Below are 15,406 nucleotides of genomic sequence, written 5' to 3'. Positions count from 1 at the left end.
CGTTTCCACCGTCATTGCGAGCGGAGCGAAGCAATCCACCTTTCCGCGTGGGGATAGATGGATTGCTTCGTCGCTAACGCTCCCTTGCGCAAACGCTTCGCGTTTGTCGCAGGCAATGACGGGGATAGACCTTCATTCAACCGGGCGATCTGAATTAACGCGGACGTGTCAGCCATGATCTTTCGTCAGCTTTTCGACAGCGTTTCGGGCACCTACAGCTACCTGCTGGCGAGCCGCGCCGGTGGCGAGGCCCTGATCCTCGATCCCGTGCTGGAGAAGGCGGAACGGTATTGCCAGCTCCTGCGCGAACTGGATTTGCGGCTGGTGAAGGCGATCGACACCCATCTGCATGCCGACCACGTCACGGGGCTGGGCGAACTGCGCGACCGCACCCAGTGCATCACCATCATGGGCGAGCAGAGCAAGGCCGACGTGGTGTCGATGCGGGTTTCCGACGGCGACAAGGTGATGATCGAGGGCTTAAGCCTCGACGTCATGTACACGCCCGGCCACACCGACGATTCCTACAGCTATTTGATGGGCGATCGCGTCTTCACGGGCGACACACTGTTGATCCGTGGCACCGGCCGCACTGATTTTCAGAACGGCTCTTCGCGGGCACAATATGAATCGATCTTCAACCGGCTCCTGAAACTGCCTGACGAAACCATGGTATTCCCCGCCCACGACTACAAGGGCGATACCGTTTCCACCATTGGCGAGGAGCGGCGCTACAATCCGCGGCTGCAGGTGCGTTCGGTCGACGAATATATCGAGCTGATGGCCAATCTGAAGCTGCCGAACCCGAAGATGATGGACGTGGCGGTGCCCGCCAACATGCATGTCGGCCTGCATCAGGAGGAGCTTGCCAGGCAGGGGCTCGCGCTCTCTGCCCGCGACGCCATCAACAGTCTCGGCCGGCCCGATATCCTGCTGGTCGATCTGCGCGAGGCCAGCGAGCGCGCCAAGCACGGCACGATCTCGGGCGCGCTGCATGCGCCCTACCCCGGCATCGCCGAGAGCCTCAAGCCCGGCGGCATGCTGCGCGAAGTCGCCGCCGCCACCGGCCGCCGCGTGGTGTTCTTCTGCGCCTTCGGCGAACGCTCGGCGATGGCAGTGGCCGCGGCGAAGAATGCGGGGTTGGCCAACACCGCGCATATCGAAGGCGGTATCGACGCGTGGAAGAAGGTCGGCGGCCCGGTGGTCCACGGGTAGTCCTTATGGGGCGCGTCGTCCCTGCGAACGCAGGGACCCATACGCCGCGGCCCTGCGATTCAAGGCAGTGGCCAACGCCTTGCTTAAATTATAACGTCCTGTGGTTATGGGTCCCTGCGTTCGCAGGGACGACGAGATACTTGTATCCGAACCCTACCGCCCCACCCGCTTCACCTCCGCCGCCAGCGCGTCGAGCGCATCCGCCAGCATCACGCCACCGCACTCGGTCATGCGCTCCGGAATCACGATGCGCTTTTCCGGTGGATAGAAGCGCTCCAGCGCCGGATGCAGCAGGAACGCCTGACCATCATCCCTCGCCATGTGGCCGGCCTGCGAAACCACGATGAAGTCCGGCCGCAAGTTCACGATCGCCTCCAGCGAGGCAAAGCCGCCGAAGGCGAAGCCGAGATCGCCGGCCGCGCTGCGCAGCCCGGTTTCGCGGAGCAGCGAACCGACAAAGCTGTCGCTGCCCGCCACCCAGCCGCGCCGCGACAACGGCAGCACGCGATAATGCCGCTCGGAGACTGCGCGGCGGGCGCGCGCCAGCGCCGCATCGAGCCGCGCTATTTCCAAAGCCGCGCGGTCGGGGTGTCCGGTGATGTCACCGGCCTCGCGGATCTGCTGCCGCGCTTCATCGAGGGTTCGCGGTACCGCGAGTTCAGCAAGACGAAGTCCCTTGGCCTTCAACAACTCCCGCGTCGAGCGCTTGTCGAACGCGCTGGCGACGACGATGTCGGGCCGGATCAGCAGCACGTCCTCGGCGCCTCCTGATAAAACCGGATAGCGGCTGATGTCGCCCGCCTGCGATTGCCAGCCGTCCCGCGAAAACCGGCTCAATCCCAGAATCTGTTCGGGGTCGGCCAGCGTCAGCAGCAACTGGTCGGTGCAGACATTCATCGACACCAGACGCGGCAGATTGGCTGATGACGCGAGGCTGCCGGGCAACGCAAGCGCCATCGTCGCGACCAGAAATGCCAGCCGCCGTCGCATCAAATGTCCGCCCACGGCACGATGACGGTCTCGCGCTGGAATTCCGCGCGATAGGCCGAAATCCTGAACACGTCAGCCATCACCTGCTCGGACAGCGCCTCTGCCGGCGCGCCCTGCGACACCAGGCGGCCTTCGCGCAGCACCAGCACATGGTCGGCAAACCGCGCCGCGAGTCCGAGATCGTGCGTCACGACAATGACGAGCACGCCCTTGTCGGCGGTCGCGCGCAAATTCTTCATGACGTCGATCTGGTGCCGCGGATCGAGCGAGGCGGTCGGCTCGTCGGCCAGGATAACCGGCGCCTCCACCGCCAGCGCGCGGGCCAGCGCGACGCGACTGCGCTCGCCGCCGGACAATTCGGTGACGCGGCGGTCGCTGAACTCCATGACGTCGACCGCCTGCATCGCGCGCAGCACCGCCTCCGCATCCCTGGGCGACAGGCGCGCCGGATCGGTGGCGCCATGCGGATAGCGGCCGAGCGCCACGATATCGCGCGCCGGCAGCGGCCAGTGCACCACATGCCCCTGCGGCAGATAGCCGAAGCGTTTTGCCCTTTTGCGCAGCGGCAGCGACGACAACGTTTGGCCGCCGATCTCGATCTCGCCCTCGGACGGGATCAATCCCGCCAGCGCCCGCAACAGCGTGGTCTTGCCGGCGCCATTCGGCCCGACCAGCGCCACCAGATGACCCGCTTCCAGCGCCAGCGAGACGTCTTTCAGCACGACGCGGCCGGCAAGCCGCACGCCGAGTCCCCTTGCGGTCAGCAGCGCTGTCTCGCTCATGCGACGCCTCCGCCGAGGGCGCGGCGTTCGCGCATGATCAGATAGAGGAAGAACGGCACGCCGATGATCGAGGTCAGCACGCCGACCTTGATGTCCGATGTCGAGGGGATGATGCGCACCGCGATGTCAGCTGCCAGCAAAAGCGCCGAACCTGCGAGCGCGCTCGGCACCAATAGCCGCCCCGGATCATGCCCGATCAACGGCCGCATCAGATGCGGCGCAACGAGCCCGATGAAACCGATGGTGCCGGTGACGGCGACCGCGCCGCCAACGCCGAGCGCCACGCCCGAAATCACGAACAGCCGCAAACGCCCCACATCGACGCCGAGGCTTTGCGCGGTTTCCTCGCCCAGACTCAGCGCGCGAAAGGCATGGCGCTGGCTGAACAGCATGATCCCGCCGGCGATGATGAACGGCAGCGCGAGCATAACGTGCTGGAAGCTGCGGTCCTCCAGCGAGCCCAGTAGCCAGAACGCGATCTCCAGCACCACGAAGGGATTGCTGGAGAGGTTCATCACCAGCGCGGTGGCAGCCCCTGCAAAGCTCGATATCGCCAGCCCCGACAGGATGAGGATCAGCAGCCCGGCATTGCGGCCGGCGATCGAGAGCAGCACGAAAACGGACGCGAACGCCGCGACGATCGCCGCGACCGGCAGTGCGTAGGAGCGCACGTCGGCCAGCCCCAGCGCAATCACCAGCACCGCGCCGAAGGCGGCCGATTGCGGCGCGCCGAACAGCGAGGGCGAGGCCAGCGGATTGCGCAACAGGCCCTGCAGCGATGCGCCTGATAGTCCGAGAATGGCGCCGATTGCCAGCGCCAGCAGCGTTCGCGGCAGGCGGATTTCCCGCACGATCACCTGCGACACCTCGCTGCCGCCGCCGAACAGCGCTTCCGCCACCGCAAGCGGCGACAGCCGCACCGGACCGATGCCGAGCGAGATCAGCACCAGCAGCCCAACGAGCGCGGCAAGCGCCGCGGTCGCGCCGATCCGCCGGCGCGCGGTATCCTCGTTGGTCAGGGTTGCGGCCTCAACACTCATCGATCGTCCTAAAGCAGTTTTACCCGCCCCGGTACAGGAGCTCAGGCAAGAGTGCTCATGCGGCAAAAATAGCGCACTCGTCCAGTGAGGATCGCGAGCGCGCCCGAGGCGGATTGACTCGGACTTTGACAAACTTCTACCATAGTTCCCGACGGTTCACGCTTTGGGGATCAAAAGGGAATGCGGTGCGGGGAAAATCCCCAATTCCGCGGCTGCCCCCGCAACTGTAAGCGGCGAGTCCTTCGTCATAGGCCACTGGGAATCTCGGTCCTGGGAAGGCGACGAAGGGTGACGACCCGCGAGCCAGGAGACCTGCCGTCAGCCGTGGTCACACGCGAAGATGTCGGTCGGGGAGTACAGACATTAGCTTCACCTAAGCTGCGCTAGCCCATGGTGAGACTTGGTTCGCTGTGACGTGCCACTGACGTCATACCGAGGTCTGAACCATGTCTTCCATCACCGCCACGCGGCAGCGCCGTTTCTGGCTTGCCTCCAGTTTCCTGGTGCCCGTCGTATCGCTCGGCATTTCCGGCGCGCAGGCCCAGCAGGCGCCGTCCGAGCCATTGCCGCCGATCGAGGTCACCTCGCCCACCGATCCGAACCGGACCCGCGCCAAGCCGACCTACGATGAAGGATCGACGTCGCACCGCGTCGTGCCGGCGGCTGCGCCGTCGACCGGCACGCGGCCCGCAGCCGGGCCCGGCTCGAACGTCGCATCGCAAAGCGCCTCGCAAGGCGCGGGCGGAAGCGGCGGCCGACAGTTCTCCGGCATCGTCGGCGCGTCGGCGACCGTGATTACCGCGGAGGAGATTGCGCATTCGCCGTCGCAGACGCTGCCCGAGATCATTGCGCAGGTGCCGGGCGTGCAGTTGCAGTCGTTGTATGGCGGCGTCAACGGCGCGAAGACGTCGGTCGATCTCCGCGGGTTTGGCGCGTTCGCCACCGCCAATACCCTCATCCTCGTCAACGGGCGCCGGCTCAACGATGTCGACATGGCCCAGGTCGATCTCTCGACCATTCCGCTCAATTCGATCGAGCGCGTCGAAATCGCCCGTGGCAACAGCGGCGCGGTGCTCTACGGCGACAATGCGGTCGGCGGCGTCGTCAACATCGTCCTGAAGAACGGCGTCAGCGGCCCGCCTGTTGCCATGCGCGCCGAGGCCGGTGTCGGCTCCTTCAACCAGCGTATGGCCTCGGTTTCGACTGCGCTGAATTCGGGGCCATGGTCGACCTCATTCTACGGCAACGCCATCAAGTCTGACGGCTATCGCGCCAATAACGCGCTCGATCAGCGCAACGGGGTCGGCAATCTCAATTACACCACACCCGACCTCAAGGCCTTCCTGACGGTGACCGGCGACGACCAGAAGCTCGGTTTCCCCGGCGGACGCACCGTCGATCCCTCGATCGGACTAAATCAACTCGTCACCGATCGCAGGGGCACAAATACGCCGTTCGATTACGGCAACCAGCAGGGCGCCAGCGCGACCGCCGGCTTCACCAAGACAATTATGAACGGCGTCGATCTGATCGTCGATGGCGGCGTGAGGGACAAGAAGCAGCAGGCTGGCTTCTTCGGCAACTCACCGACGATTCCCTTCAACTACGTGGACGCTCACCTACAGACCTGGTCCATCACCCCGCGCCTGAGCATCAAGAACTCAATCCTCGGGGTCCCATCCCAAATTCTGACCGGCATCGACTATTACGATGCGACCTACCACTCCGACCGGCCGCTGTTCAAAGGCGCGGCACCAATCCATGTCTATGACCTTTCGCAACAGACCGTGGCCGGCTACTGGCAACAGACGGTCGGGTTGTTGCCAACGACCGACTTCTCGTATGGCGCCCGCGTCCAGAATACCAATCTGGCGGCCCGCGACCGTTACGACCCGACAGCGCCAGGCGGCCTCTTCGGTATTGAGGCATTGCCGCTCGCTTCCAGCGAGACGCAATACGCGCTGCATATCGGCCTCGAGCATCGCTTCAACAGTGTATTCTCGGTGTTCGGCCGCGCCGCACGCGCGTTCCGCACGCCTGATGTCGACGAACGCGTCTCCACCGGACCTTTCTTCCTTCCAGGCACCTTCCAGTTGAAGACCCAGACATCACATGACATCGAAGGCGGCTTCCGCGTCAAGGCTGGCGCATTCCAGATGCAATCGAGCATCTACAACATGGATCTCGAGAACGAGATCCACTTCATCCCGGCGCTGTTCTACAACGTCAATCTCGATCCGACCCGCCGCTACGGTTCGGAAACCAGCGCCTCGCTGCGCGTCAGCGACAGCGTGCTGCTGAGGGGTGGCGTGGCCTATACGCGCGCCGTGTTTCGCGAGGGGCAGTTCGCCGGCAACGACGTTCCCCTGGTGTCGCGCTACACCGCGACCGGCGGCGTGACCTGGAATATCTGGCAGAACTATCTGGTGCTGGATGCCACGGTACGGGCCTGGAGCGAACGCACCATGGACAATGACCAGGCCAACACCCAGCGGCGTATTCCGGCGGACGCCACCGTCGATCTGAAGCTGAGCGGCGCTTATGAACACTTCTTCTGGTCGCTGAGCGTAAACAACCTGCTCGATGCGCAGTACTACGACTACGCCATCGCCAGTTCGTTCACGCCCGGCCGTTTCTCGGCCTATCCGCTGCCCGGCAGAACCTACATGGTGAAGGCCGGCGCGACGTTCTGACCGCAACAGCCGGTCCGGCCTTGTGCCGGACCGGCTTGTCCTGACCTGACGAGACGGTATTCTCCTTTGGCATTGCCCGGGAGAATGCCTTTTCATGCCTGAACCGCTTCCGTTCCGCAGGTGGCGATGAGCGCCGCGGCCATCGATCTCCTGCAGCGGGAAATATCCAATCCCGATACGCAATGGAGCCTCGGCACCTTCGGCGCTATCGCCGAATTTTCGCGCGACCCGGGCGAACCGGTGCGTCTTGTCCAGTCGACTGACGCCGTTTCGGCCGTGACGCCGCGTGGCGGCATTGCCCTCAAACCTCATGCTGCCATCCGCGCCTTTGCGTCGGAGGGCATCACCAAGACCGGGTGGAATCAAAGGGTCGCGCTTTGCCTGCCGACGCACGATTGCGCCATGAACCAGCGCATCGCGCTGACCGAGATCGGCCCCGATCATCAGGCGCCGCGGGAGGCAGATCGGGATTCCGTTCTGTTCGACCTCGGCCTCGGCGCGTTGCAGGCGGATTTCTGCGTTCGGATCGGCGATCGCAGCCTCGCCGCGCGTTTGCGTGAGCACGCCGGCCGCGCCGTGTTCGAACCTGGCAATCCCGCCATGGCAATGATTCTCGCTGCCAATCCGCACCGCGTCTTCATTAGCCGGCTCGGCCGCATCGAGGTCTATCAGCCGATCCCGCCGCCGTCGGGCAAGAGCCCGGAAGGTCCCCACACCCATGTGCTGCCGAGGCTATTGAAAAGCGGCCGCACCCATCCCGCCACCGAACCGGTCCCTGAAGGTCTCGTTCCCTGCGCGCATCTCTATCCGCCGCATCCGGCGCGGGACGGCCTGGGTGAGCCCCGGCCGTTCGACGCCACGCACCATCATGCCTTTCAGCGGATGATGGCCGCGTGCGGCGATCCCACAGCCCTTGCGACCAAGCGGCGGGTGGTCGATGCGGTGCTTGCCGGCGAGCCGCCCGCGGCGGTGGCCGGTGACCGCCACGGCCGGATCAGCGTCCGCATTGCGTTGCGGCAGATGAAGTCGCAGGGCCATGCGTCAGCCGCGCTGACCGCCTGGCTTGCGAGCTTCGATCAGGCGGCCCCTGACGAGGCCGACGACGAAGCGGCCCTTCATCATGAAGGCTGATTTGACAAGAAAGTGCGGCTTTTTCGACCGAAAATAACATCCTCAGCGCCCCGATCCGTGGTAAACCGCCCCAAAACCGCTCGACGATATCTGTCGTGATTTCAGAGGTATGACATGAACGATGAGCCGAAGAGCGCCGCGGAACTCAAAGAGATCAGGCTGAACCGCAAGCGCACCCAGGAAGTCGAAGGCATCAAGGCGATGGCCGAGATCGCGGCTGCCGACGTCGCGATCCGGAAGCGGACCGAGAAGTTGCGCGCACTGCGTCTGGCGAAGGAAGCGGCCGACCGTGAAAACCCGCCGGAACCGGCGGTCAAAAGCAAGGCCAAGACCAAGGCCGCGAAAAAAGGCTGACCTGAAATGACGAAAGAGGATCGTGATCGCGCCCAGGCACGCGCCGACAAGGTGGCAAGGGCGGCCCAGGACGCGAGATCCGGCAAGGCCGAACGCGACGCCACCGCCAAGGCCGTGCTCGACAATATGGCGAAGCTGAAGGCGTTGCGGCTCGCGCGCGAGGCAGCCGAGCCGCAGCGCGCCCCCGCCGCGAAGGCCGCAAAGAAGGCGCCCGCCGGCACCAAGCGGTCAAACGAGAAGCCGGTGGCCCTGTCCGACTGGCTGGCGAGCCAGCAGAACGGCGGACGGCGAACCTGAGGTGGGACTCTTACGGGTGTCTCATCATGCCCGGGCTAAAGCGCGAAGACGCGCTTTGCGCTTTTGCCCGGCCGCGACGAAAAGTAGAGTTGATAGCGGCAGCGTTACGCCCGTCCCGGCCCCGGCCAATCGATCATCGACCGCGTCTTGTTCTCGGCGTCGTAGACCTGCACCTGAAGCATCTGAAACTTGTTCTTCAGGGCCATGCCCGCCTCCTCGGCGGCCTCGACCGTGTCATGATGCGATTTGAAATGACCGTCCACCACCAGCGAGTAGCCGGTGGTCGGCGCCTTGTCGGCGCGGATGGTTTTGCGCGGCTGCGGTTCGTCCGCCGCAGGGCGGGGCTTCTTCATGCTGGCTCCATGTGAAGGCCCTTTTGGACTGAACGCCGCAAAAAGGGCAGGAAAGTTCTTGTGGTCAGCGCTAACATGCCGGCCAGACGCGATCAGATTGAGATCATGCCGATACTCCGAATCGGCATGCAGCGCAAACGCCGATTGACCCGGCAAAAAAGGCACCAGATGGGCGGAACCGGCAGGAAGAACGAGCCTCCAAAACCGGCGGACGACAAACCGAAGAAACCGGAACGTGCGCCAGTCGAGGATGACGACTACGAGGACGGCGACATCGCCACGCCGAAGCGCGACCGCACCGGCAATGACGATGAGCCGTTGTAACGCTGGTACTTTGTAGCTGCTACGTCGTAGGGTGGGCAAAGCGCAAGCGTGCCCACCATTCACACCGACCATTCCGATAGAGATGGTGGGCACGGCGCAAGTGCGCCTTTGCCCACCCTACGATTGCAAACCCTCAATCGTCCGAATGCTCTTCAAATCCAGCAGATGCGCGCCAAAACCGCCGCGCGCGAGTTTGATCGCTGACTTCGGCCAAGCCAGCAGCAATGCCGCCGTCGCCGCAAGCGGCACGGCGCTGATCCAGTCCGCTTCCACCGGCGTGAGTTCTTCGGTGCTGCCGGCATAAGGCCCGCTGTTCGCAAACAGGCGCACGCATTCCCTGGCAATATCGCGTCGCGTGCCGCCGCGCGCCCCGCATCCGAGCAGCGCCTGCATCGCCAGACGCGTGAGTACGCCCTCGCGTCCCTCGGGCAACGCGGCCGGCGTCGCGCCCAGCGAGATCAGAAGCAGGAGCCCCACCAGATCGACCCCGGCCCGATACGCGTTCATTGGCTCGACCAGACGCGGATTGCAATCAATCAGCAACGGCGCGTCACCATCATCGGGCATGATGTAGTCGATCGACAGCGCACCGTGCCAATCGAGCGCCTGTCCGACCTTTTCGAGATGAGCGCGAACCACGGGCCGTCTCACGCTCTGCTTGATCGCCTCGCCGCCGCCCACGCCGGGCATGACCTGCCGATAGGCATGAAAGCCGATCATCTGGCCGCGGCAAAACACCGACTGCGCCTTCTCGGTCGTGCCCGCGATAAGGTCTTGCACCAGCACCTCATGGGCGAATACGTCAACGCCAAGATCATGCAACGCGCTTTCGAGATCGTCGGCATTGCGTATGAACCAGATGCCGCGGCTCGCGGTGCCGACCGAAGTCTTGACGACGGCGGGAAATCGGACGGCTTCGCGCAATTGCTGTGCTGACGTCACGATCTGCGTCGGCGGCTGCGGCAGCCCCAGGCGATCGAGCAGCCGGCTGAATCCCGCCTTGCTGTGCGCGGTGCGATAGCTTGCAAAACTCGGCAGCGCGAGACCGGCGCGGCCTTCGATGCGCCGCTTCGCCCGGGCAAACAAAAACCCCTGCTCGTGCGTCGGCAGCAGCACATCGAATTTCCCGTCGGCCAGCCGCTGCTCCACGAAGGCCAGATAGCCGACAGGATCGTCCCGCAATCCCGGGCAGCGGTGAAACTTCCGCACAAAACGCGAGAACCGCGAAAGGCACCAGGGCGAGGGATCGCAAACCTCGACGTGATGGCCCGAAAGACCCAGAATCGTAATCGCCTCCCGGGCCGAGGTGGAGGAACCTTCGGAGACAAGCACCCGGAGCGGTTTTGCGGGATCAGGCATGCCGGATCATTGCCGCGCCAGGCCGCCTTTGTCTCCCGATTTAATGACGGATTTCGCGCGGCCCTGCCCTCCGCAGGGGCAGCTATGCATCGCTATTCATGGACAAATAACGGCTGGCCCCTATTTTCACCGACGCCCCAGCCGGGCCGTTATCTTTACGGGGTTTTGAGCTGACATGGTCGACATTCTGGCCGCACCGCAACAAGCCAAGGCGGACACTTCGCTGCGTACGCTGGCTGCGATTTCGGTCGCCCATTGGGTCAGCCATTTCCATCTCTTCGTGCTGCCGATGCTGTTTCCTTTCCTTAAAGAACAACTCGGCGTCGGCTATATCGAGCTCGGTTTCGCGCTGACCGTATTCGGCGTTGTCTCCGGCCTGACGCAGGCGCCGATCGGCTACCTCGCCGACCATATCGGCGCGCGAAAAGTCCTGCTGATCGGGCTCACCGTCGGCGGCGTGGCGCTGATCATGCTCGGATTGCATCTGAGCTACGTCTCGCTGATTGTCTGCGCCGCGCTGCTCGGCCTTGCCAACAGCGTCTATCACCCGTGCGACTATGCGATCCTGTCGACGCATATGGATGAAGCGCGGATGGGCCGCGCCTTTTCTGTCCACACCTTTGCGGGCTTCCTTGGCGGCGCGGTGGCGCCCGCGATCATGGCCGCGCTGGTGGCGACTGTCGGCGGTCTCGGCGCGCTGATGGTGGCCGGCGCGGTCGGCCCCGTTGCGGCGCTGCTATTGATCGCGGTCCGCATTCCCGACGCAAGCTCGGCCGATCGCAAGACCGATGGCGGCGCGTCGGCGCCGCAGCAGAGCATCGTCACGCCGGCCATCATCGTGCTGACGATCTTCTTCATGCTGCTCGGCCTGTCCAATGCCGGCATCAGCAATTTCGGCGTGGTGGCGCTGATGAGCGGTTATGGCGTGACATTCTCGGCCGCCAATATCGCGCTGACCGCCTTTCTCGGCGCCAGCGCCGTTGGCGTGCTGGCCGGCGGCTATCTCGCCGACCGCACGAAGCGCCACGGCAATGTCGCCGCCGCCTGCTTTGCGATCAACGCCGTCATCATCACGGTCATTGCGACGATCAACCTGCCGTCGGCCGTGCTGACCGCCGCGATGGGGCTGGCCGGATTCCTCGGTGGCGTCATCGCGCCCTCGCGCGACATGCTGGTCCGCAACGCCGCACCGGCAGGCGCGGCGGGCCGCGCCTTCGGCATCGTCTCCACCGGCTTCAATTTCAGCGGCATCCTCAGCCCGTTATTGTTCGGCTGGATCATGGACCAGAGCCTGCCGCACTGGGTGTTCGGCGCTTCCGTCGTCTTCATGGTGCTGACGGTCCTGCTGGCGCTGGTCACCGACCGCAAGCCGGCGGAACCCGCCAGGGCGTAGACGCCTCGCGATGCATTCCTGAGCCTCACCGGCGGCGGTTGACAGCATCTGACAGCATCGGATCATGCGCCAACAAAACAGAACCGGGATGGAAGCCATGACCTCGACCCCCGACCTCGTGATCCGCGGCGGCACTATTGCCGATGGCAAGGGTGGCGAATTGTTCGAAGCCGATGTGGCGATCTCCGGCGGCCGCATCACCGAGGTCGGCAAGGTCACCGCGAAGGGCGAGGAAGAAATCGACGCCAAGGGCAAACTGGTCACGCCGGGCTTTGTCGACGTCCACACCCATTATGACGGCCAGGTCACTTGGAGCCAGGACATCACGCCCTCGTCGCAGAACGGCGTCACGACGGCGATCATGGGCAATTGCGGCGTCGGCTTTGCGCCCTGCCGTCCGGCCGACCATGTCCGGCTGATCCAGTTGATGGAGGGCGTCGAGGACATCCCGGAGCCGGTGCTGAGCGCCGGCATTCCCTGGGCCTGGGAAAGCTTTCCGGATTACATGGAGTGGCTGTCAAAGCGAAATTTCGACATGGATATCGGCGCGCAACTGCCACACGCCGCGCTGCGCGTTTACGTGATGGGCGAACGCGGCGCACGACGGGATCCATCCACGCCCGAGGACAACAAGGCGATGGCGGCATTGGCTGCTGATGCGGTGCGATCAGGCGCGCTCGGCTTTTCGACCTCGCGCACGCTCAACCACCGCACCTCGACCGGTGACTTCACGCCCACGCTCAAAGCCGGTGAGGACGAACTGACGGCGATCGCCGCCGCCATGCACGCGCAAGGCCGCAGCGTCTTTCAGTTCGTGCTCGATCTCTCCGGCATCGACGAAGACCTGCCGATGATGCTGCGGGTGGCGGAGAACACGAAAATCCCGGTCTCGTTCTCGATCACGCAGAACGACAGGGCGCCGCAGCGCTGGCACCAAACGCTCGACACGATCAGAGACGCTTCCGCGCGCGGCCTGTCGATCACCGCGCAGATCGCCGCCCGCCCGGTCGGGCTGATGCTCGGGCTCGAATTGTCGCGCAACCCGTTCCAGACCCATCCGAGCTACCAGGCGATCGCGCATCTGCCGCTCACCGAGCGGCTCGCGCGCCTGCGTCAGCCGGACGTGCGGAAAGCAATTCTGAGCGAGCACGCCACCGCCACCGACGATCCGCTGTTCTTCCGGCCGAACTACGACAAGATATACCTGCTCGGCAATCCCCCTGACTACGAACAGCCACCGGAAAATACCTTGGGTGCGCAGGCGAAGCGCCAGGGCCGGCAACCGGAAGAACTTGCCTATGACGCGATGCTGACGGATGACGGCCGCGGCATGCTCTATGTGCCGTTCCTCAACTACGCCGACGGCAATCTCGATGCGACGCGCGAGATGCTGCGCGATCCGAATTCAGTGCCGGGCCTCTCCGACGGCGGCGCGCATTGCGGTATCATCTGCGACGCCAGCTTCCCGACCTATCTCCTGACCCACTGGACCCGCGACCGCAGCCGCGGCGAAAAACTGTCGATCCCGTTCGTGGTGGCCGCGCAGTCGCGCAAGACCGCGCTCTCGGTCGGCCTTTACGACCGCGGCGTGATCGCGCCTAGCTTCAAGGCCGACGTCAACGTGATCGACTACGACAAGCTGCACCTGCATCCGCCAAAGGTGCATTACGACCTGCCGGTCGGCGGCCGCCGTCTGATGCAACAGGTCGATGGCTACGACGCCACTATCGTCTCCGGCGTGGTGACGCAGCGCGGCGGCAACGCCACCGGCGCCCGCCCAGGCAAACTGGTACGCGGCGCGCAGGGCTCCAAGCCGCAGCCGGACGCGGCGGCGAATTAGGTGCGGCGCTGGTTCAACGAACTCGTTGTCGTCCCCGCGAACGCGGGGACCCATACGCCGCGGCCCATGTAAGGGGCACGAGGGGAGACGGCTTCGGCTCGGTTGCTCACCGCCGCATTTGGCCAGCGCACAACGTCAGTCACCACGCTTCATCGATAGATCACGCAGTATGGGTCCCTGCGTTCGCAGGGACGACGACGGAGTTATTGCGAATTCGCCTCACGCAAATTTCGGCCGCGCCGCCACCTGGGCCATCAACCTTTTGCGCTCAGTGTTCGGCCAGAGCAGCAGCAGTCCGAGCAGGCCCGACGCCGCCATGATCACGGCGTTGATGGTGAAGCCGGTCATGTAGCCGTCAAGCGGTACCGCCGCGTTCTGGATCACGACCCCCATCACCGAGGGAGCAATCATCCCCGCCAGCGTATAGATCGCGCCGTAGATCGCGAGCACGGCGCCGCGCTGCTGGACCGGCGTGAACTCACCAAGCATCGGCGGGCAGACCACATAGATCGAACCGCAGAGGCCCGAGCCGACCACGAGGAACGCGATCTGCAGCCCGGCGCCGTTGACATGCGGCAGCACGGCAAGGATCAATCCACCGACGATCAGCGGCACCGAGCCGAGTACGCCCCGCGCGCCGCGCGTCGTGAATCCGCGCGCCAGCATCACCTGCGAAATCCATCCGGTCAGCAGCACGATGGTCGCACCGAATACCCAGGGCAGCACCGAAATCCAGCCCGCATCCTTTTGCGAAAAGCCGAGCCCCTTGACGATGAAGGGCGTGAACCAGGTCAGCCCGAGCGACAGCGCCCAATAGGCGCCGAAGGTCGCGGCGCAGCAGCCGATGAACGTCCGCGAGGTCAGGAGCTGGAAATAGGGAACGCGCGGATCGGCTGCGGCCATCGCGACCGACTGCACCAACGGTCCCTCCTTGCCCATCACCAGCCACGCCACGACCCACATCAGGCCGACCACGCCGAGCGCGCCGAAAGCGTAGTGCCAGCTGTGATTGACGATGATCCAGTTCAGCGCCGGCACCGCCAGGATCACGCCGAAGGCCGAGCCCTGCGAGAGAATGGCAGTCGGCAGCGTTCGCTTCTCGTCGGGAAACCACTTGTAGACCGCGTGGGCCGCCACCGAAAATGCCGGCCCCTCGCCGGCGCCGAGGATGATGCGGCAGATCAGCAGCGTAGTGAAACTGACGGTGCCAACCATCGGAAACTGCGCCACCGACCAGATCACCGCCATCGCGAGCAGCACCCACCGGGTGGCAACGCGGTTGACGATGAATCCGACGACAATGGCCGAGATCGAAAACAGGAGGAAGAACGAGGAGCCGAGCAGGCCGAACTGGTCCGGCGAGAGTTTCAGTTCGTCCATGATCGGCGCGCCGGCGAGGCCGACCACGATCTTGTCGGCAAAGTTCACCAGCATGAACAGGAACAACAGGAAGGTGATTTTCCAGGCGCCCTTCGGCGTCGGTTGCGCGGTCATGGCTGGTTTCCCCGTTTATCTTTGCAGGCTCTGTAAGATCGGCCGGTTCCAATGGTACAAGGGGGCTCGCGGGCAAGGCAACCGGGATTTTTCCGCTGACGCCCCGCTCCGCAACTGCCGGCTGCTACGGCAGGCGCGCGC

14 protein-coding genes and 1 riboswitch are annotated in these 15,406 nt (G+C 64.6%); of the genes, 8 read left to right on the top strand and 6 right to left on the bottom strand.

Going from position 1 to position 15,406, the window contains the following annotated elements:
- The first annotated feature begins 174 nt into the window (after positions 1–174).
- Positions 175–1,215 (top strand): MBL fold metallo-hydrolase, encoded by a 1,041-nt coding sequence (locus JQ624_RS17380; RefSeq protein WP_212420117.1) that lies wholly within the window; start codon positions 175–177, stop codon positions 1,213–1,215.
- A 153-nt stretch (positions 1,216–1,368) separates the two neighbouring features.
- On the opposite strand, the gene JQ624_RS17375 is transcribed toward JQ624_RS17380, so the two are convergent.
- From JQ624_RS17375 to JQ624_RS17365, 3 genes are read right to left on the bottom strand one after another with little or no spacing between them, the layout of a single operon-like run.
- Positions 1,369–2,205 (bottom strand): ABC transporter substrate-binding protein, encoded by an 837-nt coding sequence (locus tag JQ624_RS17375; RefSeq protein ID WP_212420116.1) that lies wholly within the window; start codon positions 2,203–2,205, stop codon positions 1,369–1,371.
- Positions 2,205–2,987, bottom strand: coding sequence for an ABC transporter ATP-binding protein (locus JQ624_RS17370; RefSeq protein WP_212420115.1), 783 nt, complete (start codon positions 2,985–2,987; stop codon positions 2,205–2,207). Before JQ624_RS17370 ends, JQ624_RS17375 begins: the two co-directional genes overlap by 1 nt.
- Positions 2,984–4,027, bottom strand: a complete 1,044-nt coding sequence (locus tag JQ624_RS17365) for an iron ABC transporter permease (protein WP_212420114.1) — start codon at positions 4,025–4,027, stop codon at positions 2,984–2,986. Before JQ624_RS17365 ends, JQ624_RS17370 begins: the two co-directional genes overlap by 4 nt.
- A 135-nt stretch (positions 4,028–4,162) precedes the next feature.
- Positions 4,163–4,362: riboswitch (cobalamin riboswitch) on the top strand.
- A 111-nt stretch (positions 4,363–4,473) separates the two neighbouring features.
- Between JQ624_RS17365 and JQ624_RS17360 the strand changes: the two genes are divergently transcribed.
- From JQ624_RS17360 to JQ624_RS17345, 4 genes are all read left to right on the top strand, one after another.
- Positions 4,474–6,720, top strand: coding sequence for a TonB-dependent receptor (locus tag JQ624_RS17360; RefSeq protein ID WP_212420113.1), 2,247 nt, complete (start codon positions 4,474–4,476; stop codon positions 6,718–6,720).
- A 126-nt stretch (positions 6,721–6,846) separates the two neighbouring features.
- Positions 6,847–7,851, top strand: coding sequence for a DUF6925 family protein (locus tag JQ624_RS17355; protein ID WP_212420112.1), 1,005 nt, complete (start codon positions 6,847–6,849; stop codon positions 7,849–7,851).
- Between the two features lie 114 nt (positions 7,852–7,965).
- The gene (locus JQ624_RS17350; RefSeq protein WP_212420111.1) at positions 7,966–8,205 is read left to right on the top strand and encodes a transcriptional regulator; all 240 of its coding nucleotides are present in this window, start codon (positions 7,966–7,968) and stop codon (positions 8,203–8,205) included.
- A 6-nt stretch (positions 8,206–8,211) separates the two neighbouring features.
- Positions 8,212–8,502 carry a hypothetical protein gene (locus tag JQ624_RS17345; protein WP_212420110.1) on the top strand — a complete coding sequence of 97 codons (291 nt, stop codon included), beginning with the start codon at positions 8,212–8,214 and terminating at the stop codon, positions 8,500–8,502.
- Positions 8,503–8,606: 104 nt separating this feature from the next.
- Here JQ624_RS17345 and JQ624_RS17340 read toward each other — a convergent pair whose 3' ends face one another.
- Positions 8,607–8,855: a hypothetical protein gene (locus tag JQ624_RS17340; RefSeq protein ID WP_212420109.1), complete on the bottom strand. Its 249-nt coding sequence runs from the start codon at positions 8,853–8,855 to the stop codon at positions 8,607–8,609.
- Positions 8,856–8,960: 105 nt separating this feature from the next.
- Here JQ624_RS17340 and JQ624_RS17335 point away from each other — a divergent pair, with 105 nt between their 5' ends.
- The gene (locus JQ624_RS17335) at positions 8,961–9,179 is read left to right on the top strand and encodes a hypothetical protein (RefSeq protein ID WP_212420206.1); all 219 of its coding nucleotides are present in this window, start codon (positions 8,961–8,963) and stop codon (positions 9,177–9,179) included.
- A 117-nt stretch (positions 9,180–9,296) separates the two neighbouring features.
- On the opposite strand, the gene JQ624_RS17330 is transcribed toward JQ624_RS17335, so the two are convergent.
- A complete protein-coding gene (locus tag JQ624_RS17330; protein ID WP_212420108.1) occupies positions 9,297–10,538 on the bottom strand; it encodes an ATP-grasp domain-containing protein in 1,242 nt (413 codons plus the stop codon).
- 175 nt (positions 10,539–10,713) lie between these two features.
- Here JQ624_RS17330 and JQ624_RS17325 point away from each other — a divergent pair, with 175 nt between their 5' ends.
- Positions 10,714–11,931: an MFS transporter gene (locus tag JQ624_RS17325; RefSeq protein WP_212420107.1), complete on the top strand. Its 1,218-nt coding sequence runs from the start codon at positions 10,714–10,716 to the stop codon at positions 11,929–11,931.
- A gap of 97 nt (positions 11,932–12,028) precedes the next feature.
- A complete protein-coding gene (locus JQ624_RS17320) occupies positions 12,029–13,771 on the top strand; it encodes an amidohydrolase family protein (RefSeq protein WP_212420106.1) in 1,743 nt (580 codons plus the stop codon).
- Between the two features lie 219 nt (positions 13,772–13,990).
- Here JQ624_RS17320 and JQ624_RS17315 read toward each other — a convergent pair whose 3' ends face one another.
- Complete coding sequence (locus JQ624_RS17315; protein ID WP_212420105.1) at positions 13,991–15,265, bottom strand: MFS transporter; 1,275 nt, start codon at positions 15,263–15,265, stop codon at positions 13,991–13,993.
- Positions 15,266–15,406 lie beyond the last annotated feature (141 nt).

Origin of the sequence: Bradyrhizobium sp. AUGA SZCCT0283 (assembly GCF_018130385.1) — a bacterium.
Lineage (GTDB): Bacteria > Pseudomonadota > Alphaproteobacteria > Rhizobiales > Xanthobacteraceae > Bradyrhizobium.
This window is presented reverse-complemented; position numbering and strand designations above follow the sequence as displayed.